Source organism: Streptomyces sp. BE303, from assembly GCF_036290945.1.
In the GTDB taxonomy this organism is placed as follows: Bacteria; Actinomycetota; Actinomycetes; order Streptomycetales; family Streptomycetaceae; genus Kitasatospora.
In genome coordinates, this window is sequence record NZ_JAQYWZ010000481.1 from 1 (window position 1) to 20,818 (window position 20,818).

Consider the following 20,818-nt stretch of genomic DNA (forward strand, 5'->3'; position numbering starts at 1 on the left):
CTCGCCGCAGGACAGCAGAACTTCAGCGGCGCCAGCGCCACCGTCACCTACCAGTAGGCCGCGCCCGCCCGGCGACAGGCGTCGCCGAGCAGCACGTTCCACCGGACCCGGAGGGCCCCGCCGCACCGGCGGGGCCCTCCGTCATGCCGCGGATCCCCCGCCGCCCCCGGCCGACCAGGCGATCACCGGCGGGCGGACCGCCCCGCAGAGCGGGTGGCCCTTCGCGTCGGTCAGCCCGAGCCGGCCCACCAGCAGCCCGCCGCGCACCGCCGCGCCGAGGGTGGCCGGCGGGACGTCGTCCAGGAACAGCTTGGCGCGGCGGAGCAGCGCGGGGCCGTCCGGACCCGGGGTGAGCCAGGTGAGGTAGACGAACCGGGCGCCCGGGCCGCCCTGCACGTACGGGCCCAGCAGGTCCGGGCCGGCCGGGCCGGGCTTCACGGTGCACTCCACCGTCCAGACCGCCCCGTCCGCGTCCCCCGCCACCGGGTCGAGGAGCTCCCCGGGCCTCCCCTTGCGCTGCACACCCACCTGGACGGCGGTGTACCCGGGGAACCCGGGGACCGGGGCGCAGCTGCGGCCCGGGAGGTCGGTGGCCTCGATGCGAAGGCGGACGGTGCTCGTGGTCGTGGTCGTGGTCGGCATGCGCTCATCCTGCCCGCACGCACCGACGACACCGGCTCATCGACGGCGGCTCACCCGGAACGGCCGCTCACCGGGGACGGCCGCTCACCCAGGACGGCGGCTCACCCGGAACGGCGGCTCACAGCTCCTCCTCCGGGGGGAGCCGGTGGACGCCCGGAAGGTGGGTGTCCAGCTCGCCGGGCTCGAACCGGCACATGCCGACGGCGTGCCAGAACTCCCCGGCCACGTCGCCCTCGCACTTGTACGCACCGGAGGGCAGCAGCGCCGCCCAGCCGTCCGGGGCCCCGAGCAGGGTGGCGAGCGCGGTGGGCCGGCCGTCGGCCCGGACGCGCCAGAGCCGCACGGTGCCGTCCTCGCCGCCGCTGGCCAGCAACGAGCCGTCCGGGCTGAAGGTGACCGCGAGGATCCGGCCGGTGTGGCCGCGCAGGCCGGCCACCTGCTCGCCGGTGCGCGGGTCCCAGACCCGGACCACCCGGTCGTCCCCCGCGGTGGCGAGCAGCGGCCGGGACGGGTGGGCCGCGGCGGTCCAGAGCCGCCCGACGTGGCCGGTCAGCCGGTGCCGGACGACGCCGTCGCCCCAGATCAGGGTGGTGCCGTCCCAGGAGGCGCTGGCCAGCCAGGAGCCGTCGGGTGCCGGTGAGACGGCGTACACCCGGTCGGTGTGGCCGTCGAGTTCGGCCTCGACCCGGCCGGTGTCGACGTCGGAGATCCGGACCCTGCTGTCGTCGCAGCCGGTGAACAGCCGCCGGCCGTCCGGGCTGAACGCGATGGAGCGGACCCGGCCCCGGTGCTCGCGCAGGGTGATGAGGTGGGCGCCGGTGCGGCGGTACCAGACGCGGACGGTGTCGTCGTCGTTGGCGGTGGCCACGAGGACCCCGTCGGGGCTGAACGCCTCGGCCCAGACGTGCTCGGTCTCGACGTCCATCTCGCGCAGGTACTCGCCGGTCCGGGCGTTCCAGAGGCAGAGGTCGCCGTCGTTGGTGGCGGTGGCCAGGATCGCCTCCTCCGGGCTGAACTCGGCGGAGACCAGCCGGCTGCTGCGGCCGGAGAGTTCGCGCACCCGGCGGCCCGTGGCCGGCTCCCAGAGCCGGACCACGCCGTCGTTGCCGCCGGCCGCCAGCAGGGTGCCGTCACCGCTGAAGCTGAGCGAGCCGATCCGGCGGCCGTGGCCGCGCAGCAGCTGGCGGCTGCGGCCGGAGGCCGGGTCCCAGAGCCGGACCAGTCCGTCGTTCCCGCCGGTGACCAGCAGGGCGTCGGTCTCCGCGCTGCCCCGGCCCGCACCCGGGCGGAACCGGCAGGCCCAGACCGAGCCCCGGTGCTCGGGCGGCTGACGGCGCAGCGGCACCACCTCGTGGCCGCCCCGGGCCGCCGGGTCCCCGCCCGACCGACCGGCGCCGTCCGCCCGGGGGATCCGGGTGACCCGCCAGATCCGCACCCCGCCGTCGCTGTCGCTCGCGGCGAGCCGGGTGCCGGCCTCGTCGAAGGTGACCTGGTAGATCTTGCCGGTCGAGTCCTCGGGCCGGCCGGCGGTCGTGCCGTCGAGCGGGTTCCAGAGCCGGACCTGGCCCTCGGTGTCGCCGCTGGCGAGCAGGTCGCCGTCGGGGTGGAAGGCGAGCGTGTAGATCCGCCCGGCGTGGCCCGGCAGGGTGTGCAGCAGGCGCCGTCCGGCCGCCTCCCAGATCCGTACGGTGCCGCCGGTGCCGTCGCCGCCGTCGGCGGTGGCGATCAGGGTGCCGTCCGGGCTGAACGCGGACCGGTAGACGGTGCCCCGGTGGCCGGGGAGCACGGCGAGCCGCCGGCCGGTGGCGGTGGACCAGAGCCGCGCCCCGCCGCCCTGGTCACCGGTGACCAGTTGGGCGCCGTCGGGGCTGAACACCGCCGTGTAGACGGGCGCGTCGTGACCGGGCAGGCGGTGCAGCGGGCGGCCGGTGCCGGTGTCCCAGAGGGTGACCACGCCGTTCGGGTCGCCGGTGGCGACCAGTCGCCCGGACGGCCCGAGGGAGACCGGCCAGACCCCGCCGGCGTGGACGTCGAGGCGGTGCCGGCACTCCCCGGAGACCTGGTCCCAGAGCCGGACGGTGCCGTCGGCGCTGCCGGTGGCCAGCACGTCACCGGCGAACTTGACCGCGTAGACCCGGCCGATGTGGTCCTTGAGGGTCCGCAGGGCGACCCCGGTGACGGCGTCGCAGACCAGCACGCTGCCGTCCTCGCTGCCGACCGCGAGCAACCGGCCGTCGGGGCTGAAGGCGACGGGTTCGGGCAGCCGGGTGGAGCGCACGTCGAACCCGTACGGGACGCCGACCTCGGAGGGGCTGAACCCGGCCTCGACGGGCAGCCCCGGGGCGATGGCGGCGGCCCGCAGCTCGGGCGCGGCCAGCACCTCCGGGTCGGTGACGGCGGAGATCAGCGCGGCCCGCTGCCACCGGCTTCCGCGCAGCCGGGCGGCGCGCAGGTCGGTGCGGACCAGGCGGGCGCCGCGCAGGTCGGCGGAGCGCAGGTCGGCGCCGGACAGGTCGGCGCCGTCGAGCCGGGCGCCCGCCAGGGTCGCGCCGCGCAGGTCGGCGCCGGACAGGTCGGCCCCGAGCAGGCGGGCGTCGGTCAGGTCGGCGCCGGACAGGTCGACGCCGGACAGGTCGCGGTGCGAGAGGTCCTCGCCGGCCAGCGTGGCGCCGCGCAGGTCCGTGTGCGCGGGCACCCGCAGCCGGTCCAGCACCTTGACCGCGTTGAGCCGGGCCGCCTCGCCGCCCTCGTGGGCGCCGTCCAGGACGGACCGGGCCCAGCGCTGGCAGACCTGGTGGTCCGCGAGGTCGCAGAGGAACTCGACGGCGAGCCGGCTGAGCGGTCCGCGGGCGAGCAGCTCGGTCTCGCCGCGCTCCAGGGCGGCCGCGGCGGCCCGGGCCACCAGCCACTCCACCACCGAGCCGTGGATGAAGTGGAACATGCCCTCGTCGGAGCGGATCAGCAGGCTGCCGGAGCCGACCGCGTGCGCGAACTGCGAGGTGGGCATCGGGTTCTCCGCCAGACCGCTCAGCACCCCGGCGATGTCCACGATCTCGTCGAGCGCCATGGAGACCCGGCCGCTCTCCCACAGCCGCACCGCGAGCAGCGTGACGGCCTGCCAGAGCTGGTCCAGGCGCAGGCCGGGGGCGGCGCCCGGGCCGCCGTGGCCGCGCTGCTCCTCGAACCTCAGCCAGGAGGTGAAGACCTCCTGGTAGAGGCCGGCGGCGCTGAGCGCCCGGCCGGCGCCCGCCACGGCGCGCAGCCGGTCGTGGTCGAGGTCGGCGACGAAGCTGAGCAGCCGGGGGTTGCGGCAGAGCGCGAGCAGGTCGGGGATCGCCTCCAGCAGCCGCATCCGGCGGGCCGCGGCGTCCGGGTCGCCGTACCGGTTGGCGAGGTAGCCGCGGATCTGGTGCGGGGTGAAGTCCTGGACGGCGACCAGCCGGCGCTGCGGGAGCAGGCCGACCCGCTCGCCGAGCGCGGTGAGCACCTGCTCGTGCGAGCTGAAGTGCTGGGTGCGGCTGGTGACGACGATCTTGGCGTTGTCGACGGCGGCGTCCAACAGCACCTGGAGGTGGTCGGCGGCGCGCTCGTAGCTGACCCGGTTGACCAGTTCGTCGAAGCCGTCGAAGAGCAGGACGACGCGGCCCTGCCGGAGCATGTAGCGGAACGCCCGCAGGTCGAGGGTGTCGATGCCGTGCTCGGTGAGGTGGGCGGCGACCAGGCCGTCCAGCGAGTGCGCCTTGTCGAGCGCGCTCAGGTCGATGAACAGCGGCGCCAGGTGCGGGAGTTCGGCGGGGATGCGGCGGGCCGTCTCGCGCAGCGCGAAGGTCTTGCCGCGGCCGAAGTCGCCGAGCAGCAGGACGAACCGGCCGTGGTCGGAGTCGAGCAGCCGGAGCAGCTCGTCGACCAGGCCCTCGCGCTCCTGGACGCCGGGGCGCTCGGCGTCCCGGAAGCGCTGCGGCAGGTAGAGGCCGGGCTGGTACTGGCTGTCGGTGCTGAGCCGCTCGCTCTGGGCGGAGACGTAGTCGCGCAGGTCCAGCAGGCCCTGGAACTCCACGAAGCTGCGCAGCCGCACCCCCCGCCGCCGGGCCCGCTCGCGCAGCACCCGGGGCGGCGGCGGGCCGTCGTGGACGAGTTCGGCGTCCAGGCCGGCGCCGTCGGCGTGCACCTCGTCGGCGAAGCGGTCGACGTCCTCCAGGGTCGGGGTCTGCACGCTGACCGCCACCCGCTGCTGGCGGACCAGGCCGGACTCGGCCCAGGTGACGAAGAGCTGCGGCGGGGATCCGGCCACCTCGCGGATCTGGGCGCCCTGGTGGCGGGTGCGGCAGACCTCGGCGACCCGGGCCAGCAGGGCGTCCACCGGCGAGGTCAGCCTGCGGGTCTCGCGCTCCGCCCCGGCGGCGGGGCGGACCTCGTCCACCTGCGGCGGTTCGACGGTCGGGGCCGGGCCGGCCGGCTCGGGCACCGGGAACGCCCGCCCGGCCCGGCGCCAGGGGACGGCCGCCTGCTGGGGCTCGGCGTCCGGGGCGGACCAGCGGGTCAGCCCGTCGCGGGTGAGCCGGAGCAACTGGTGGCCGCCGGCGGCCGGGGCCCCGACCACGGTCACCTCGCCGGCCGAGGTGGTGAGCGGCCCGACGGCGCCGCGGGCGGCGGCCGGGCCGTGCAGCAGCAGGTGGAGCCGGGGCGCGGTCAGCCGGGTGAACCGGTCGACGTCGCGGAGCGGTTCGGCGTCCGGGCCACCGCGGGCCGGGCGGGCGGCGGGCGGCCGGGAGCCGGCCGGGCGGCCCCCGGCGGCGTGCGCGGCGCCCTGGTGGGCGCCCCCCGGGCCGGTTCCCGGGTGGGCGGCGGCGACCGGGTGGCGCAGGGCGCCGATCCGCAGCCAGCCGTCGTTCTCGTACGGGCGCAGCGCCTGGGCGAACCAGGCGGCCTGCTCGGGGCCCAGCCAGCCGTACCGGTCGTCCGGCCGGTGGGACCAGGCCATCGAGGAGTTCAGACCGGCGACGACGGTGCCCAGTTCGGGGACCGGGAAGAGGGTCCACGGCTGGGCGCTGTCGAAGACCACCTCCAGCCCCTGGTAGAACTCCTGGAAAAGCCGGGCGTAGTGCCGCCACTTGGGCCAGAAGGGCGGGGTGGGGCGCAGCTCGTCGGCCTCGCAGGTGGCGAAGTAGGCGCGCGAGGCGGCCTGGCTGACGTCCTGCCCGCCGGGGACGATCGCCACCCGGTGCGGCTCCAGGCCGAGCAGGGCGCGCATCCCGGTGAGGAAGGAGAGCGCCTGCTCGCACTCGCGGGGGCTGCCGGAGGCGGTCAGGTCGCCGGTGACGACCACCAGTTCGGGTGTGGGGGCCCCGGAGTCGGCCAGCTCCACCAGGTCGCCCCAGACGGCGGCCTGGAGGTCGACCGGGTCGTTGCCCCGCCCGAACTCGGGGCCGGCCAGGTGCAGCACGGTCACCGCCTCGCGCCCGCCGGCCCGGCCCGCCGCCTGCGGGTACTCGGGCTGGACGGACGGCCTGCGCCGGCCCGCCCAGCCGGTGCCCCCGACCGGGCGGGGGGCGGGGATCTGCGTCTGGGCCGCCGGCGGGAGGGCGCCGGGCGCGCCGCCCGGGTAGCCGGGGCGCAGCTCAGGCCGGGACCGGCCGTCCATCGCCGCCGCGACCCGATTGAGCAGGAGCTGCCGGGCGCGGGCCGGCTCGTCGACGCCCACCAGGTCGATGTAGGTGAGGGTGGCGAGCAGGCCGTCCACCGGGATGTCCTCGATCCGGACCGTGACCAGCCGGCGGTCCGGCGCGTCCGGATCCGCGCGCAGGGCGGCCTGCCACTCCATCCGGCCGTAGCGCGAGCGCTCGTAGTTGCGCGAGAGCAGGGCGATGACGGCCGCCGACTCGGTGACGCCGCGGTCCATGAAGTCGACGAAGTTGGTGCCGGGGACGAAGTCCCACGCCTGGAGGAACGCCCGGTAGCCGGCCTCCTCCAGCGTCCACGCGATCCAGGCCGCCCAGCGTTCGTCGGCCGGCGAGTAGCTGATGAAGAAGTCGATCGGCCCGGGGCCACCCGGGGTCGCGTCAAGAGCCCCCATGGAGAGAGCTTATGACCGATCCGGACGGGCTGAACCCTCCTTGCCCACAACGGTTTCGGATGATACCCGGTCCTGACTGCGCGAACGCGCGACCGGTGTCCGACCGGACGTACGAGTGGCGGTGTCGACCCGCGACGCCTCGTGTGCGACCCTGACGTCCGTGTTTGCGTACTGGCCCGCCGTCCGGCGACTTCATCCGCTCGACCTCCTTGCCGGCGGGCTGCTCGTCCTCGGCCTGCTCTTCCTCGCCACGGGGTTGCTCCCCCCGGACTCCGCCGGGGCGGCCGTGCAGCGGATCGCGCCGCTGCTGGCCTTTCTGGGCTCGGTCATCGTGCTGGCCGAACTGACGAGCGCCGCGGAGGTGTTCGACGTGCTCGCGGCCTGGGTGGCGCGGGTCGGCCGGGGCAGCTACCCGGTGCTGTTCCTGCTGTGCGTGGGCTTCGCCTCGCTCACCACGACCGTGCTCAACCTGGACACCACCGCCGTGCTGCTCACCCCGGTGATGCTGGCGCTCGCCACCCGGGTCGGCATCGCCCCGCTCCCGCTGGCGATGACCACGGTCTGGCTGGCCAACACCGCGAGCCTGCTGCTCCCGGTGTCCAACCTGACCAACCTGCTGGCCGCCGACCGCGTCGCGCTCTCCCCCGCCGGGCTGGCCCGGGCGATGTGGGCGCCGCAACTGGCCGCGCTGCTCGCCACCATGGCCTGCCTGTGGGGGTTCTACTGGCGGCGCGGGCGGCGGGGGGCGGACGCGTACCGGCCGCCGGCGGCCCACCGGCCGAAGGACCGGGCGCTGTTCCGGATCTGCGCGCTGGCCTGCGCCGGGTTCCTGGTGGCCAGCCTGGCGGCCGTCGTCCCGCTCTGGGTCGCCTCGGGCGCGGCGGCGGCGGTGGTCGTCGCCGCCTACGCCGTCCGGCGCCCGGAGGGGCTGCGCGCCTCGTTGATACCGTGGCGGCTGCTGGTCATGGTGCCCGGGATGTTCCTGGTGGTGCAGACCGTGGACGCCCACGGGCTGCACCGGCTGCTCTCCGAGGCGATCGGCACCGACGGCGGGGTCCTCGGCCTGTTCCGGGCCTCGGCGGTCGGCGCGGGCCTGTCCAACGTGCTCAACAACCTGCCGGTCTACCTGGCCGGGGAGGGCGCGGTGCCGGCCGGCAACCACCAGCAGCTGCTGGCCCTGCTGATCGGCACCAACATCGGCCCGCTGATCACCCCCTGGGCCTCCCTGGCCACCCTGCTCTGGTACGAGCGGTGCCGTTCGGCGGGCCTGCGGGTGCCGCTGCGGAGCGTGGCCGGGGCCGGGGCCGTGCTCGCCGTCGGCGGCGTGGCGCTGGCCACCGCGGCCCTCGCGGTGACGGGCGGCTCCTGAGGGACCGGCCCGGGGGTCAGGGGCAGGGCGTCGCGTACGGGGAAGGCCCGCGCCCTCCGGGCTTCGAAGAAATCGCCGATTGCCCCGAGGATGTCAGTCAGCGCTGCGGCAGTTTCCCGGGAACCCGCATGTGACGGTTTTCACCTCGGATAACATCGCATATCCGAGGTAATAACCGGATATGACGATCCGTCCGCCCGAACCGAGGGGCCCCTGTGACCGACACCCGCACCCCGCCCGCCGAACAGCTGCACTACGCGGTGGACCTCACCCCGGCAGACATCGAGGCCATCCACGGATTCCTGCACGAACGGATCACTCCGATGAAGGGGGACGACCTCTTCGGCAGCCCGGAGGAACGCGCCGCGCGGGCGCTGGCGAGTCTGGTGCGCACCGCGAGGGCCCGCGCCGAGGTGATGCTCGCGCGTCTGACCGAGAACCCCGACGACCGTCACCGGGGGGAGAACCTGCACACGCTCCGGCAGTGCTGGCAGTCCCTGGTGGAGGTCGCGGAGGAGTGGTCCGACGCGCCCGGCTTCGATCGCCGCCGGTGGCGCGACGTCGACGCCGACCCCGCCGCCGCAGCGCTGCGCCACCGGCTGGTGGCCAAGCAGCGCGCCGAGGCCGCCGACACCGCCACGCAGACCTGACCCAGCGGCACCGTGCCCGCCCCCGGCCCTTGGCGACGGACGTCAGCGAGGAGACTTCGATGAGCGAGGACCTGGTCGACGACGAGTTGCTGCCCGCCCTGCCGGCCGTCGGCGGCGACGTCGCCGAGGACGGGGCCTGGGCCGGGGCCGGGCCGGACGCGGCGAGTGCCGCGGTGCTCGCCGCGCTCGACACCCCCGCTCGCCGGCACCCGGACGACGTGCGCCCCGCGAAGACCAGGGCCGGCTACGCGCGGGACTGGGCGGTGTGGGGCGGGCGGCTGTCCCCGGACGGCTGCCGGATCGTCATCACCCGCACCGCCGAGCGCGCCGGCCTGGAGACACGGCTCACCGGGCACTCCCAACGGGCCGGGCTGATCACCGCCGGGATCAGGGCCGGCAAGCGGCCCGACAAGGTGCGGGCCCAGTCCGGCCACGCCGCCGGCTCCCCGGTCTTCGAGGGCTACGTCCGCGACGCCCGGGCCCGGGAGGACGCCGCCACCGACGACATCGGCCTCTGAGCGCAGGCGCGGTCACCGGCCGGGCCGGCATGGTCCTGCCCCGCTGGCGGCGCTCGGGCGCTGTGCAATCTGCCCTCCTGTCCTTGAACGGCTCCTGCCATGAGACCCCTGATCCCTGGCGTGCTGCGTGACGAACCGCAGTTCGCCCGCCTGTTCCTTGGGCATTCCCTGTCGGTGCTGGGCGACCGTGTGTCGTTCGTGGCCGTGCCCTTTGCCGTGCTCTCGGTAGGCGGATCCGTCTCGGACGTTGGTCTGGTGGCCGCCGCAGGTCTGGTGCCCATGCTGCACTTCTCTGTGTCCCGGCCGTACGACGCCTCCCGGCGTGCGCGGAGTCCGGTTCACGGCGCCCTTCGGTCTGCTCGGGAGAGAACGCGTAGGCAGGGGGCCCGGTCACGCCGGGCCCGGGGGCCGGCGGCCCTCGTGCAGGACCGCGAAGGACACAACGGGGGGCAGGGCGTGCCGGGTGTCACCGGGCGGCGGGTCCCCCGGGTCCGTCCGGGAGACCGGCGTGGGCGACCAGGTCGAGCAGGTACGGCACGATCTCAGGACGGCCCGCGACGTAGCTGCGGGCGGTGTCCGGCTGCCCGATCCGCGCGCTGAACCCGCCGCCGTCCAGCGCGCGGACCACCAGACCCGCCTCGGTCGCCAGCAGGCTCCCGGCGGGCAGGTCGATCTCCTCGGCCCGGTAGCCGACGAAGCCGTCGATGAGCCCGCACGCCAGCAGCGACCAGGTGAGCAGCGGCGCCCAGAGCTGGAGCACCCGGCGTGCGCCGCTCTCCAGCCCGTCCTTGAGCGCCCGGGCCACCGGGTCGCCGCCCGTCACCCCGTGCCCCTGCGTCCAGCCGAGCACCGGCCGCCCCGCGCCCGGCGGGCGCACCGGGGCGCCCAGCCTCCCGGCCGGCCCGTACGCCCCGCAGCCGTGCACCGCCCGCCAGGTCCGGCCGGCGACCGGGTCGTGGACCACGCCGACGACCGGCTCGTCGTCCACGCAGAGGGCGATGCCGACCACGTAGGCAGGCAGGCCGATCACCACGTTGTTGCTGCCGTCCAGCGGGTCGACCAGCCAGGTGCGGCGGGAGCCGGGCCGGCCGGCCGTGGCGCCGCCCTCCTCGGCCAGGATGCGGTCCGCCGGGAAGCGTTCGGTCAGCCTGCGGGTGACCAACTCCTCGGCCAGAAGATCGAGTTCGGTGACGACGTCACCGTCCTCCCCTTTGGTGTCCACCCGGAACGCGTCCAGGAAGCGGGCGCGCAGCAGGGCGCCCGCCTCCTCCGCGGCCCGCACCGCGACCCGGCACTCCTCCGCGTAGGCGGGCGGCGCGGCCCCCTCACCCGGTCCTGTCGTGTCCACTGATCCTCCTGGCTGCCTCGTCGGCGATCCGGGCCGTCCGGGCCGCGTCGCAGAGTCGCCGCACCACGCGGCGGGCGGTGCCGTCCACCGGCCCCAGCACCACGTCCACCGGCCCCGGCACCGTCCGGCCGAGGACGACGGTGGCGGCGGGCGCGGCGTCCGGCAGCACCGTGGCGTGGAACTCGCCGGCGCCCAGGGTGTACGTCTCGCCGCGCGCGCTGGTCTGCTCGGCCAGCGGCTCCCAGCGGACCAGCCGCGGGGTCGGGCGGATCTCGTCCGCCCCTCCGGCGCTGTACACCTCGAACGCCCGGTGGGTCGGCCGGCCGGGCTCGTCGTACACCCCGACCCGCAGGTTGCCGACCCGGCCGTAGAGCACGCTGCTCTTCAGCTCCCAGCTGTGGCAGTGGATCTCGCGCTCCGCCCCGGCCGGGACCGGGTCGAAGACGTGCACGCACACGCCGTACGCGCCGTCGCGCAGCACCGGCAGGCAGTAGAAGCCGAGCGGGTGCGCGACCGCGCGCAGCGACCGCGCGCCGGAGGCCACCTCGGCCAGCAGTCCGCCGACCAGGCCGTCCAGGCCGGGCTCGGCGGTGGTGCGTCCGGTGGCCCGTTCGAGTGTCGTGAAGAGGTTCATCGTCTCCCCCTGGTCTCCCCCTGCGGGCGCGGTGCGCGCGGCTACCGGCGGTACGGGTTGTCCGCGTGCAGCGCCCGGTCGATGATGTCGCCGACGTCCCGGTCCGAGAAGGCCGTCGGCAGCGGGATGCGCAGGTGCTCGAACAGCCGCCGGGCCTCGTCCACCGTCGGGTCGTCGCCGAGCGGCTCGGTGTCCCGGAGGTCGAGCTTGACCGCCTGCTCCCGGTAGTGGTGCAGCTCGGTGACGTAGTAGTCGTACAGCGGACGGCCGCGTTCGACGTAGATGCTGACCCGCCGCGGGTCGTCCTGGGTGATGATCAGGCAGGAGGCGGAGACGTCGAACCGCAGCGACGGCGCCACCTCCGAGAGGTGGACGTCGATCTCCAGGGTGTCCAGGCGCTGCCGGTACCAGGCGGCGGCCAGCACCGTCGCGTAGGACTCCTTGCGGGTGCGCTCCACGCTCCAGCCGCCGTCGTGCGCGCCGTGCGCGCCGTCCGCCCGGCTGCCGAAGGTCCCCCGGAACCGCGCGTACGCGGCGCAGGCCGCCTCGTCGCCCGGGTGCACGATGTCGATCTTGACGGTGAGCGCGCGGCGGCGGCGCCGCGCCTCCTGGACGCACTCGGGCAGGGTGACGGCCCGCAGGTACGTGCCGGTGCCGCCCTTGAACACCCACCGGTCGGTGTCCTGGCGGGCCCGCTCCAGCGCCCGCTCCAGGTCGACCCCGGCCAGCTCGCGCACCGAGGTCAGGTTCTCCAGCGCCTGCCGGGCGCCCTCCGTCGCCTCCCGGATGTCCACCACCCGGCGCCGGCGCTCGGCCAGCGAGCCGTACACCACGGCCGCCAGCACCAGCAGCGTGGCACCGGAGACGACGTTGTCGCCCAGACCGCCGCCGAACAGGTCGAGCAGGCCGACGACCAGCGCCCCCAGCAGGGCCACCACGCCGTCCGAGTTCCTGAGCACCCACGCGATCGCGCTCTCCAGCCGCCGGCCGGGACCCGCACCCCCGTGCACCACGCCGACACCTCCTTCGATCGTCAACATGGTAGGTGCGGCGTGAAGTTGACGGCCAGTGAGTTGCCGGTCGGGTTCGGGTCGCGAACCGGTCGCATCCTGGCAGGCCCTGGGCGCACGCGGCGGACGGGGGCCGTGCCACCGGGGCGTGCGAGCGGGCGCGGGGCCCACGGGGGCGGCGCCCCGCGGAGAGGGCGGGCGCCGTCCCCGGCCGATCGGCGGAACAGCTCCGCGTGTTCGGCGGCCCACGCGTGCAGCGGGCGCGCCGGGGCGCCGGTGACGTCCCGGACCGTGCCGGTCACCGGCTCGGGGTCACCGATCCGCGCCTCGACGAAGGCCGGCGCCCCGTCCACGACACCGGGCGGCCGGCCCCCGGCGAGCAGCCGCCCGCGGGTGTCCTCCCGGGGAACCTCCTCCCGCGCGGCGTTCGCCCGGCGGTTCACCGACCTGATCGGCCGGCCTCCCCTCGGCTACCTGACCCGGTGGCGGACGACGGCGGCGGCCCGGCTCCTCCGCGCGACCGAGAGCCCGCCCGACGCCGTCGCCACCCAGGTCGGCCACGGCTCCGACTACGCCTGCGCGCACGCCTTCCGGCGCGGGTTCGGACTCCCCCGGGGCGCTACCGACGGCAGGAGCGGACCGCCCGTCCGGGGGCCTCCCTAGACTGAGGGCCCGCCCGCCCCCGACCTCCGGAGACTTCCGTGCGCCCTGCCAGAATCGCGGTCGTGACCGCCCGCGCCGCCGCGGCATACGACGCCGACCTCCCGCTGATACTCGACGCCCTGCGGGCCGAGGGCCTCGCCGCCGAGGCGGTCGACTGGGACGCCGAGGCCGGGAGGTGGGACCGGTTCGACCTGGCCGTGATCCGCTCCACCTGGGACTACGCGGAGCGCATCGACGAGTTCCTGACCTGGGCCGACACCACCGCGCGCGCCACCCGGCTGTGGAACCCCGCGTCCGTGGTGCGCTGGAACAGCGACAAACGCTACCTGTCGGCGCTCGCCGGACGCGGCGTCCCGGTCGTGCCGACCCGGTTCCTCGAACCGGGCGGGTCCGCCCACGAGGAGGAGCTCCCGCCCGGCGACATCGTGGTCAAGCCCGCCGTCTCCGCCGGCTCCCGGGACACCGCCCGCTACGAGCCCGGCCAGACCACCGACGCCCTGCGCCACGCCCGCCTGCTGCTCGACCAGGGCCGCACCGTGATGGTCCAGCCCTACCTGCGCCGGGTCGTGGAGGGGGAACGCGCCCTGGTGTTCCTCGGCGGCGACTTCAGCCACGCGATCCGCAAGGGCCCGGTCCTGACCGAGGCCGGGGTGATCGACAACCTGCGGGTGGCCCACCCCGGCGTCACCCCCTACGAGCCGACCGAGGCGGAACTCCGCACCGCCCGCTCGGCCCTCGCGGCCCTCCCCGCAGCCGGTCCCCTCCTGTTCGCCCGGGTCGACCTCGCGCTGGACGAATCCGGCGACCCGGTGGTCATGGAACTGGAACTGATCGAGCCGAACCTCTTCCTCGCCCACAGCCCGCAGGGGCTGGAACGCTTCACCGCGGCCGTGGCCGCCAAGGCCGCCGAAGCGGGCTGACGGCGGCCCGGGCGGGGGTCAGCCCGGCCGGCGGCCGGCGGGCGCGACGCCGGGCCCCACCGCCCCGCCGTCGCACGACGGGGGTCCGTACGGCAGGATCGACCGGACCGTCCGCTCGAAGGAAGCCTGCCGCCCATGGACTACGTGATCGAGGTTCCGGAACGCCACCCGGAGAAGGGGATCCGCCTCGTCTGGGACGACGGATTCGACCTTGAGGTGCGGATCGACTCCGCAGAGGTCGTCATCAAGGGGAACCGGGCCGGACTGGTCTCGCTGGCACGCCACCTGCTGACCCTCGCCCAGGAGGGAGTGCCCGGCGGATCCCATCTTCACCTGACGGCGGGCCAGGAGATCGAGTCGGACCTCGACCTCGTACTGGAGCGCACGACGACACTCCCGTCCACGACCGGCACCGTGTGACGTCGGAGTCCCACCGCCGGCCCTGGGCCGCGGTTGTCGCCGTGCGGGCCGCCCGCCCGGTGCGGGCCGGCGGACGGGCGGCCCGGGTCCGGCCCACCGGGAAAGCCGGCCGAACGGCGGCCCGGGTGGGGTCGGGCCGGGTCAGGTCAGGTCGAAGACCAGGCGGGCGGAGACCTTGCCGCCGAGGACTTCGTCGAAGCAGGCGTTGACGTCCTCCAGCCGGCGGGTCTCGCGGATCACGCGGGTGCGGCCGAGGGCGTGGAGGCGGAACACCTCGGCGAGGTCCTCGCGGGTGCCGACGATGGAGCCGATCACCTTGGTGCCGTTCAGGACCGTGTCGAAGACGGGGAGTTCGAGCTTGCCCTCCGCCGGGAGCGCGACGAGCACGAGGGTGCCGCCGCGGCGCAGCGCCCCGTAGGCGGCCTGGAACGAGGCGTTGCTGACGGCGAGGGCGACGGCAGCGTGGGCGCCGCCCAGCTTCTGGACCTCGGCGGCGACGTCCTGGGTGCGGGCGTCGAGGACGTGGTCGGCGCCCAGCTCGCGGGCGAGGGCGAGCTTGTCGTCGGTGACGTCGACGGCGATGGTCTCGGCGCCGCTGATCCGCGCGTACTGGAGGGCGAGGTGGCCGAGGCCGCCGATGCCGGAGACGAGGACGCGCGTGCCCGGCCGGGCGCCGGACACCTTGAGGGCCTTGTAGGTGGTGACGCCGGCGCAGGAGAGCGGGGCGGCGTCCAGCGGGTCGATGCCGTCGGGGACGGGGACGACGTAGTCGCCGTGCGCGAGGGCGTACTCGGCGTAGGCGCCGTCGACGGAGTAGCCGCTGTTGTGCTGCTGGAGGCAGAGGGTCTCCCAGCCGGAGACGCACTGGTCGCAGCGCCCGCAGGCGTCCGCGAGCCACGCGATGGCGACCCGCTCGCCGACTCCGACGTGCCGGACCTCCGCGCCGGCCGCCTCGACGATGCCGACGCCCTCGTGGCCAGGCACGAACGGCGGGGTGGGCTTGACCGGCCAGTCGCCGTGCGCGGCGTGGATGTCGGTGTGGCAGAGCCCCGACGCCTCCAGTCTGACCCGGACCTGGTGCGGCCCGGGCTCGGGCACCGGGCGGTCCTCGATCACTAGCGGCTGGGTGAAGTCGTGGACGACGGCGGCCTTCATCTCTGTGCTCCTGCCCTCGCGGTTGCGTTCGGCCGACGGTCCGGAACCAGGTTCCGGCCCCTCGGCTCCATCCCACCCCCGGGTCCGCGCAGGCGGCAGGGCCGGAAGGGCGGACGCGCCGGGCCGATGGTCCCGCCGGTACCGGGCCCTGCGGGCCGTTTCGCCCCAGTCTCGCCCGGATCAGCTCCCCCGGCACTTCACGGAGGCCGCCCGGCGACGCCCGGCCGCCCCGCTCTGCCGGGCGGGCGCCGCCGGTCCGGTCGGGGCGGGACCGGGCGGGGCGGGTAGTCCGTTCGGCTCAGAACCGCTGGCCCGCCCCGGGAGGCGGCCCAAGGCTGGCGGTACCGGCTGCGACGCGACGGAGGCACGGACATGCCGCGGTCCCGCGCGCACCCCCGCCCCGTTGGGAGTCCGATGCCCTCGCTGCACCTCGACGACGCGTTGCTGCTGTTCCTCGCCCTCTTCGCGCTCTACAGCCCGATCGCCGCACTCTCCTCCTACCTGCCGATCGTCGAGGGCTACACGTCCGACGAGCAGCGGAAGCTGGCCTGGGGTCTGTTCACCAACGTCTCGGTGCTGATGCTCGCGGCGCTCTGGATCGGCGAGCCGCTGCTGGAGCTGCTGGGCATCAGTACGGCGGCGCTGTCCGCGACGGGCGGCATCGCACTGCTGCTGGCGGCGGTGCCGATGATGACCGGCCGGACCTCGCCGCCGCCGAAGGCGGTGGCCGAGGCCGCCGTCGAGCCCCCGGCCGGACCGGGCGGCACCGGACCGGGCGCCGAGCCCGGACCGCGTGCCGAGACCGGCTCCGGGCCGGGCCCCGGGAGGGCGGGTGCCGGGCCGCCGGCACCGTGGCGCTCGATCGTCTTCACCCCGCTGACCTTCCCCCTCACCTTCGGCGGGACGACCTTCGGCTTCTTCGTCGCCTACCGCGCCGAGGCACCCGGCTGGTGGGCGGCGGTGGGGCTGACCGTCGCGGGGTTCGGGTACGCGGCGGTCACCGGGCTGACGCTGTACGCGGCCGGGCACGTGACCCGGCGGGTGTCCGACTCGACCGGCGCCGTTCTGGAGAAGGTCGCGGGGATCCTGCTGGTCGCGATCGCCATGATGCTGCTCGCGAGCGGCGGCACCCGGCTGGTCCTCGACGTACTGAACTGAGGCCCCGCGCCCGCCCTCCGACCGCTCCCCTCCGACCGCTCCTCTCCGCGCTGCCCTGCGTCGACCGTTCGGACGAGGCGGCGGACGGCGCCTCCGTCGCCCGCCGGTCGGCCGGTGCGGGGACCGCGGACCCGGGCTGACCAGTGCCGAACGGCGTCCGCCACCCGGCCGCGGGCCTCCTCGGAAGCCTCGGGACGCGGCGTCCGCCGCTCGCCGCAAGCGGACGTATATGAACAAATGATCCGGTAACCGTCTCGCCAGAGGCCGGTCCCCGACCCGCCTGACCGGGCCGGACCAGGGCCGGACCGGACCAGGGCCGAACCGGGCCCGACCCGCCGGACCGCGACCGGAACCGAACCGGCTCACCGGCAGGGCGGCCGGGCCGTACGAAACGGAGGTGGCATGCGGAAGGACGACGGCGGGCCCCCGGAGGGCGCCGACCTCGCCGCCCTGCCGGGATCGACCGCGAAGGTGACGCTCCCGACCCTGACCGCCATGGTCGTCGGTTCGATGGTCGGTGCGGGCGTCTTCTCGCTCCCCAGCCGCTTCGCGCAGGAGACCGGCGTCGCCGGAGCGCTGATCGCGTGGGCGATCGCGGGCACGGGCATGCTGATGCTCGCCCTCGTCTTCCAGACCCTCGCCGTCCGCAAGCCCGACCTCGACGCCGGCGTCTACGCCTACGCCAAGGCCGGATTCGGCGAGTACCTCGGCTTCTTCTCCGCGTTCGGCTACTGGGCCAGCGCGTGCGTGGGCAACGTGACGTACTGGGTGCTGATCATGTCGACGATCGGCGCGATCGCCCCCGCGCTCGGCGACGGTGACACCCTCCTGGCCGCGGTCTGCTCCTCGGCCGGGCTCTGGCTGTTCTTCCTCCTGATCAGACGGGGTGTGAAGGAGGCGGCGACGATCAACCGGGTCGTCACGGTCGCCAAGCTGGTCCCGATCCTGGTCTTCATCCTGCTGGCCCTGTTCTCCCTGGACACGGACGTCTTCGCCGAGAACTTCCGCGGCGCCGACTACGCGGGCTCCCTGTTCCAGCAGGTGCGGGGCACCATGCTCGCCACGGTCTTCGTCTTCCTGGGGGTGGAGGGCGCCAGCGTCTACTCCCGCCACGCCAAGCGGCGCGAGGACGTCGGACGGGCCACCGTGCTGGGCTTCCTGAGTGTCTTCTCGATCTTCGCCTCCGTCACCATCGTCTCCTACGGCCTGTTGCCCATGGCCGAGATCGCCGAGCTGCGCCAGCCGTCGATGGCCGGCGTCCTGGAGGCCGCGGTCGGCACCTGGGGCAAGGTCATGGTCAGCGTGGGCCTCATCGTCTCGGTGCTGGGCGCGTACCTGGCCTGGACCCTGATGGCCGCCGAGGTCCTGCTCGTCGCGGCCAAGGACAAGGACATGCCGCGGTTCCTGCGCCGCACCAACGCCTCCGACGTCCCCGTGCCCGCCCTGCTGATGACCACCGTGCTGTCGCAGGTCGTCCTCTTCGTCACCCTGCTCTCCGACGACGCGTTCAACTTCGCCCTCGACCTGACCAGCGCGCTCAGCCTCATCCCGTACCTGCTCGCCGCCGCGTACGCCGCCAAGATCGCCCACCGCTCGGCCCCGGGCACCCGCTCGCGCGGGCGGGAGCTCACGGTCGGCGTGCTGGCCACCGTGTACACCGCGTTCCTGCTCTACGCGGCCGGGCTCAAGTTCGTCCTGGTCTCCTTCATCGTCTACGCGCCGGCCACGGTCCTGTTCGTGATGGCCCGCCGGGAGCAGGGGCGACGCCTCTTCTCCCCGCGCGAACTCGTCATCCTCGCCGCCTCGATCGCGGGTGCCGTCGCCGGGATCACCGCCCTGGCCGCCGGGTGGATCACCATCTGAACCCTTCCGCGCCCGCGCGCGTCCGCCGTCTGCCCCTCGCCCGTCCCGTCACCGAAAGGCCCACCGTGACCGTGAACGACACCGCCTCCAGCCCGGCCCACGGCTACGGCGTCCACTCCGAGGTCGGCCGCCTGCGCAAGGTCCTGGTCTGCCGGCCCGGCCTGGCCCACCGCCGCCTCACCCCGACCAACTCCGACGACCTGCTCTTCGACGACGTCATGTGGGTCGAGAACGCCCAGCGCGACCACGCCGACTTCGTCAACAAGCTGACCCAGCGCGGCGTCGACGTCGTCGAACTGCACGACCTGCTCGCCCGGACCCTGATCGTGCCGGGCGCCCGGGACTGGCTGCTCGACCGGAAGATCACCCCCAACGAGGTCGGACTCGGGCTGGTCGACGGCACCCGCGGCTACCTGGAGACCCTGACCCCGAAGGAACTGGCCGAGTTCCTGATCGGCGGACTGGCCACCGGCGACCTCCCGGACGACTACCGCTCCGGGTACATCGGTCTGGCCCGCGAGTCGACCGGCACCCGCGAGTACCTCATGCCGCCGCTCCCCAACACCCTCTACACCCGCGACACCACGTGCTGGCTCTACGGCGGGCTCACCCTCAACCCCCTCTACTGGCCCGCCCGGCACGACGAGACCCTGCTCATGAAGGCGGTCTACCGGTACCACCCGGAGTTCACCGGCTCCACCGTCTGGTGGGGCGACCCCGAACGGGAGTGGGGCCAGGCGACCTTCGAGGGCGGCGACATCATGCCGGTCGGGAACGGCGTGGTCCTGATGGGCATGTCCGAACGGACCTCCCGCCAGGCCATCACCCAGGTCGCCAGTGCGCTCTTCGCCCAGGGCGCGGCGGAGCGGGTCATCGTCGCCGGCATGCCGAGACTCCGCGCCGCCATGCACCTCGACACGGTCTTCACGTTCGCCGACCGCGACATCGTCACGCTCTACCCGACCATCATGAACGCCGTCCACACCTTCACGCTGCGCCCCGGGGACGACGCCGTCGGCATCAACATCACGGACGAGGGCTCCCGGAGCTTCACCGACGTCGTCGGCGAGGCCCTCGGCGTCCGGCTGCGCGTCATCGAGACGGGCGGCGACGTGTACGCCTCCGAGCGCCAGCAGTGGGACAGCGGCAACAACGCCGTCGCCCTCGAACCCGGCGTGGTCTTCACCTACGACCGCAACACCCTCACCAACACGCTGCTGCGCAAGGCCGGTGTCGAGGTCATCACCATCGTCGGCGCCGAACTCGGCCGGGGCCGCGGCGGCGGCCACTGCATGACCTGCCCCGTCATCCGCGAACCGGTCGACTACTAGGTGTACCGACAAGGCTTCTGTGCCGGGTCACACGCCCGGTGCGACGCCCTCGCCACCGAGGGCATCGCACACGAACACACCCGCAGGCCGTGTCCCCGGCCTCACGGAACGGAGCACCTGTTCCGCTCGGCCGATGCGACCCCCGTAGGCCGCCCGTGCACGTGAGCTCGCGCCGACTCACCCAGCTTCGTGAAAACGTGCGATCACGGGTACAGCCTGACGGAGTACGTCGACGTGAGGTTCACCCAGAGGCCCCCCGCACAGTTGTTGACGGGGATGGACCAGGCAATGCCTCCCCCGGCGTTCCACCCGGTGTAGCCCGTGACCCCCGCGCCGCCTGTCTGGCAGTTCTTCACGGTGTACTCCCCAACGAGGTTGTACACGTTGTAGGTCCCGTATTCGTAGAACCTGTACACCAGTGGGTGATTGCCGCTGCCGTCCGCGATGTCGCCCTGGTAGATGCAGACGTACCCGCCGGTGCAGCTCTCCGTGGCTGATGCGGTGGGCGCGGTCGCCACCGACACACCGACCAGCAGGGGGACCGCGGCAGTCAGCGTGGCGATCTTCTTACGGATGTTCATCAGACGACCTCTCCGTTGGTGACGTGCTGTGGCACGCTATCCACCGGCACAGCGCTCGGGAAGAGGAAAAAAGGCCAATTGGACAACGAACTCACTTGACTGGAGGGCCAGTTGAACCAACCCGGCCGACTGGTCTGCGTGGGGCGGGCGGATCCCACCAGGCCGCTGCCGAGGAGCCCGTACTGAACTGCCTTACCACGTGCTCGAATTGCTGCCGCAGTCGTTCGGGGTACCGGCCGCACTCGCCGATCGGCAGATACGGTCCGATGAACTCCCCTTCGGTGTCGATCAGGTGATTCGGTGCCCCGCGAGACGGCTTACCGGATCGCACCCCGACACGCGGCTAGTAGTACTTCGTTAGGTTGGGGTGGGCTGTCGTGTTCGGCTTGTGGACTTCCGTGTGGGAAGCGGGCGTTGACAGGTGTGGCAGACACCGGTCCAGCAGCTCAGCAGGTCCTGGAGTTGGTCGAGGACCTGGTAGAG

General features: G+C 74.5%; 16 protein-coding genes. 9 read left to right on the forward strand and 7 right to left on the reverse strand.

Annotated features, from left to right (window positions below; all coding sequences use genetic code 11):
- Nucleotides 1-141: 141 nt before the first annotated feature.
- Nucleotides 142-642 carry a DUF5990 family protein gene (locus tag PUR56_RS09650; protein ID WP_329948559.1) on the reverse strand — a complete coding sequence of 167 codons (501 nt, stop codon included), beginning with the start codon at nucleotides 640-642 and terminating at the stop codon, nucleotides 142-144.
- A gap of 118 nt (nucleotides 643-760) precedes the next feature.
- The gene (locus PUR56_RS09655; RefSeq protein ID WP_329948560.1) at nucleotides 761-6,715 is read right to left on the reverse strand and encodes a TIR domain-containing protein; all 5,955 of its coding nucleotides are present in this window, start codon (nucleotides 6,713-6,715) and stop codon (nucleotides 761-763) included.
- A 160-nt stretch (nucleotides 6,716-6,875) separates the two neighbouring features.
- On the opposite strand from PUR56_RS09655, the gene PUR56_RS09660 reads away from it, so the two are divergent.
- The 3 genes from PUR56_RS09660 to PUR56_RS09670 all read left to right on the forward strand — a co-directional run bounded on the left by PUR56_RS09660 (nucleotide 6,876) and on the right by PUR56_RS09670 (nucleotide 9,252).
- Nucleotides 6,876-8,084: an SLC13 family permease gene (locus tag PUR56_RS09660; protein WP_329876742.1), complete on the forward strand. Its 1,209-nt coding sequence runs from the start codon at nucleotides 6,876-6,878 to the stop codon at nucleotides 8,082-8,084.
- A gap of 215 nt (nucleotides 8,085-8,299) precedes the next feature.
- A complete protein-coding gene (locus PUR56_RS09665; protein ID WP_329948561.1) occupies nucleotides 8,300-8,734 on the forward strand; it encodes a hypothetical protein in 435 nt (144 codons plus the stop codon).
- Nucleotides 8,735-8,793: 59 nt separating this feature from the next.
- Complete coding sequence (locus tag PUR56_RS09670) at nucleotides 8,794-9,252, forward strand: hypothetical protein (RefSeq protein ID WP_329948562.1); 459 nt, start codon at nucleotides 8,794-8,796, stop codon at nucleotides 9,250-9,252.
- A gap of 466 nt (nucleotides 9,253-9,718) precedes the next feature.
- Here the strand turns inward: PUR56_RS09670 and PUR56_RS09675 are convergent, their stop codons facing one another.
- Genes PUR56_RS09675 through PUR56_RS09685 form a run of 3 tightly spaced genes read right to left on the reverse strand, consistent with a single transcriptional unit; the run spans nucleotide 9,719 to nucleotide 12,247 of the window.
- On the reverse strand, nucleotides 9,719-10,600 hold the full coding sequence (locus tag PUR56_RS09675; protein WP_329948563.1) for an inositol monophosphatase family protein: 882 nt from the start codon (nucleotides 10,598-10,600) through the stop codon (nucleotides 9,719-9,721).
- Entirely contained in the window at nucleotides 10,578-11,234 is a 657-nt protein-coding gene (locus PUR56_RS09680) for a hypothetical protein (RefSeq protein WP_329876750.1), read from the reverse strand. Before PUR56_RS09680 ends, PUR56_RS09675 begins: the two co-directional genes overlap by 23 nt.
- A gap of 41 nt (nucleotides 11,235-11,275) precedes the next feature.
- Nucleotides 11,276-12,247, reverse strand: coding sequence for a hypothetical protein (locus PUR56_RS09685; RefSeq protein ID WP_329876752.1), 972 nt, complete (start codon nucleotides 12,245-12,247; stop codon nucleotides 11,276-11,278).
- Nucleotides 12,248-12,637: 390 nt separating this feature from the next.
- On the opposite strand from PUR56_RS09685, the gene PUR56_RS09690 reads away from it, so the two are divergent.
- From PUR56_RS09690 to PUR56_RS09700, 3 genes are all read left to right on the forward strand, one after another.
- On the forward strand, nucleotides 12,638-12,907 hold the full coding sequence (locus PUR56_RS09690) for a helix-turn-helix domain-containing protein (protein WP_329948564.1): 270 nt from the start codon (nucleotides 12,638-12,640) through the stop codon (nucleotides 12,905-12,907).
- Nucleotides 12,908-12,969: 62 nt separating this feature from the next.
- The gene (locus PUR56_RS09695; protein ID WP_329948565.1) at nucleotides 12,970-13,827 is read left to right on the forward strand and encodes an ATP-grasp domain-containing protein; all 858 of its coding nucleotides are present in this window, start codon (nucleotides 12,970-12,972) and stop codon (nucleotides 13,825-13,827) included.
- 135 nt (nucleotides 13,828-13,962) lie between these two features.
- A complete protein-coding gene (locus tag PUR56_RS09700) occupies nucleotides 13,963-14,247 on the forward strand; it encodes an Imm32 family immunity protein (protein ID WP_329948566.1) in 285 nt (94 codons plus the stop codon).
- A gap of 141 nt (nucleotides 14,248-14,388) precedes the next feature.
- Here PUR56_RS09700 and adhP read toward each other — a convergent pair whose 3' ends face one another.
- The gene (gene adhP / locus PUR56_RS09705; RefSeq protein WP_329948567.1) at nucleotides 14,389-15,402 is read right to left on the reverse strand and encodes an alcohol dehydrogenase AdhP; all 1,014 of its coding nucleotides are present in this window, start codon (nucleotides 15,400-15,402) and stop codon (nucleotides 14,389-14,391) included.
- Nucleotides 15,403-15,816: 414 nt separating this feature from the next.
- On the opposite strand from adhP, the gene PUR56_RS09710 reads away from it, so the two are divergent.
- The 3 genes from PUR56_RS09710 (at nucleotide 15,817) to PUR56_RS09720 (ending at nucleotide 19,754) form a co-directional block, all read left to right on the forward strand.
- Nucleotides 15,817-16,560 carry a MarC family protein gene (locus tag PUR56_RS09710; RefSeq protein ID WP_329948568.1) on the forward strand — a complete coding sequence of 248 codons (744 nt, stop codon included), beginning with the start codon at nucleotides 15,817-15,819 and terminating at the stop codon, nucleotides 16,558-16,560.
- 402 nt (nucleotides 16,561-16,962) lie between these two features.
- Nucleotides 16,963-18,423: a basic amino acid/polyamine antiporter gene (locus PUR56_RS09715; protein WP_329948569.1), complete on the forward strand. Its 1,461-nt coding sequence runs from the start codon at nucleotides 16,963-16,965 to the stop codon at nucleotides 18,421-18,423.
- A gap of 65 nt (nucleotides 18,424-18,488) precedes the next feature.
- Entirely contained in the window at nucleotides 18,489-19,754 is a 1,266-nt protein-coding gene (locus tag PUR56_RS09720; protein ID WP_329948570.1) for an arginine deiminase, read from the forward strand.
- Between the two features lie 203 nt (nucleotides 19,755-19,957).
- Here PUR56_RS09720 and PUR56_RS09725 read toward each other — a convergent pair whose 3' ends face one another.
- A complete protein-coding gene (locus tag PUR56_RS09725) occupies nucleotides 19,958-20,335 on the reverse strand; it encodes a hypothetical protein (RefSeq protein ID WP_329948571.1) in 378 nt (125 codons plus the stop codon).
- Nucleotides 20,336-20,818 lie beyond the last annotated feature (483 nt).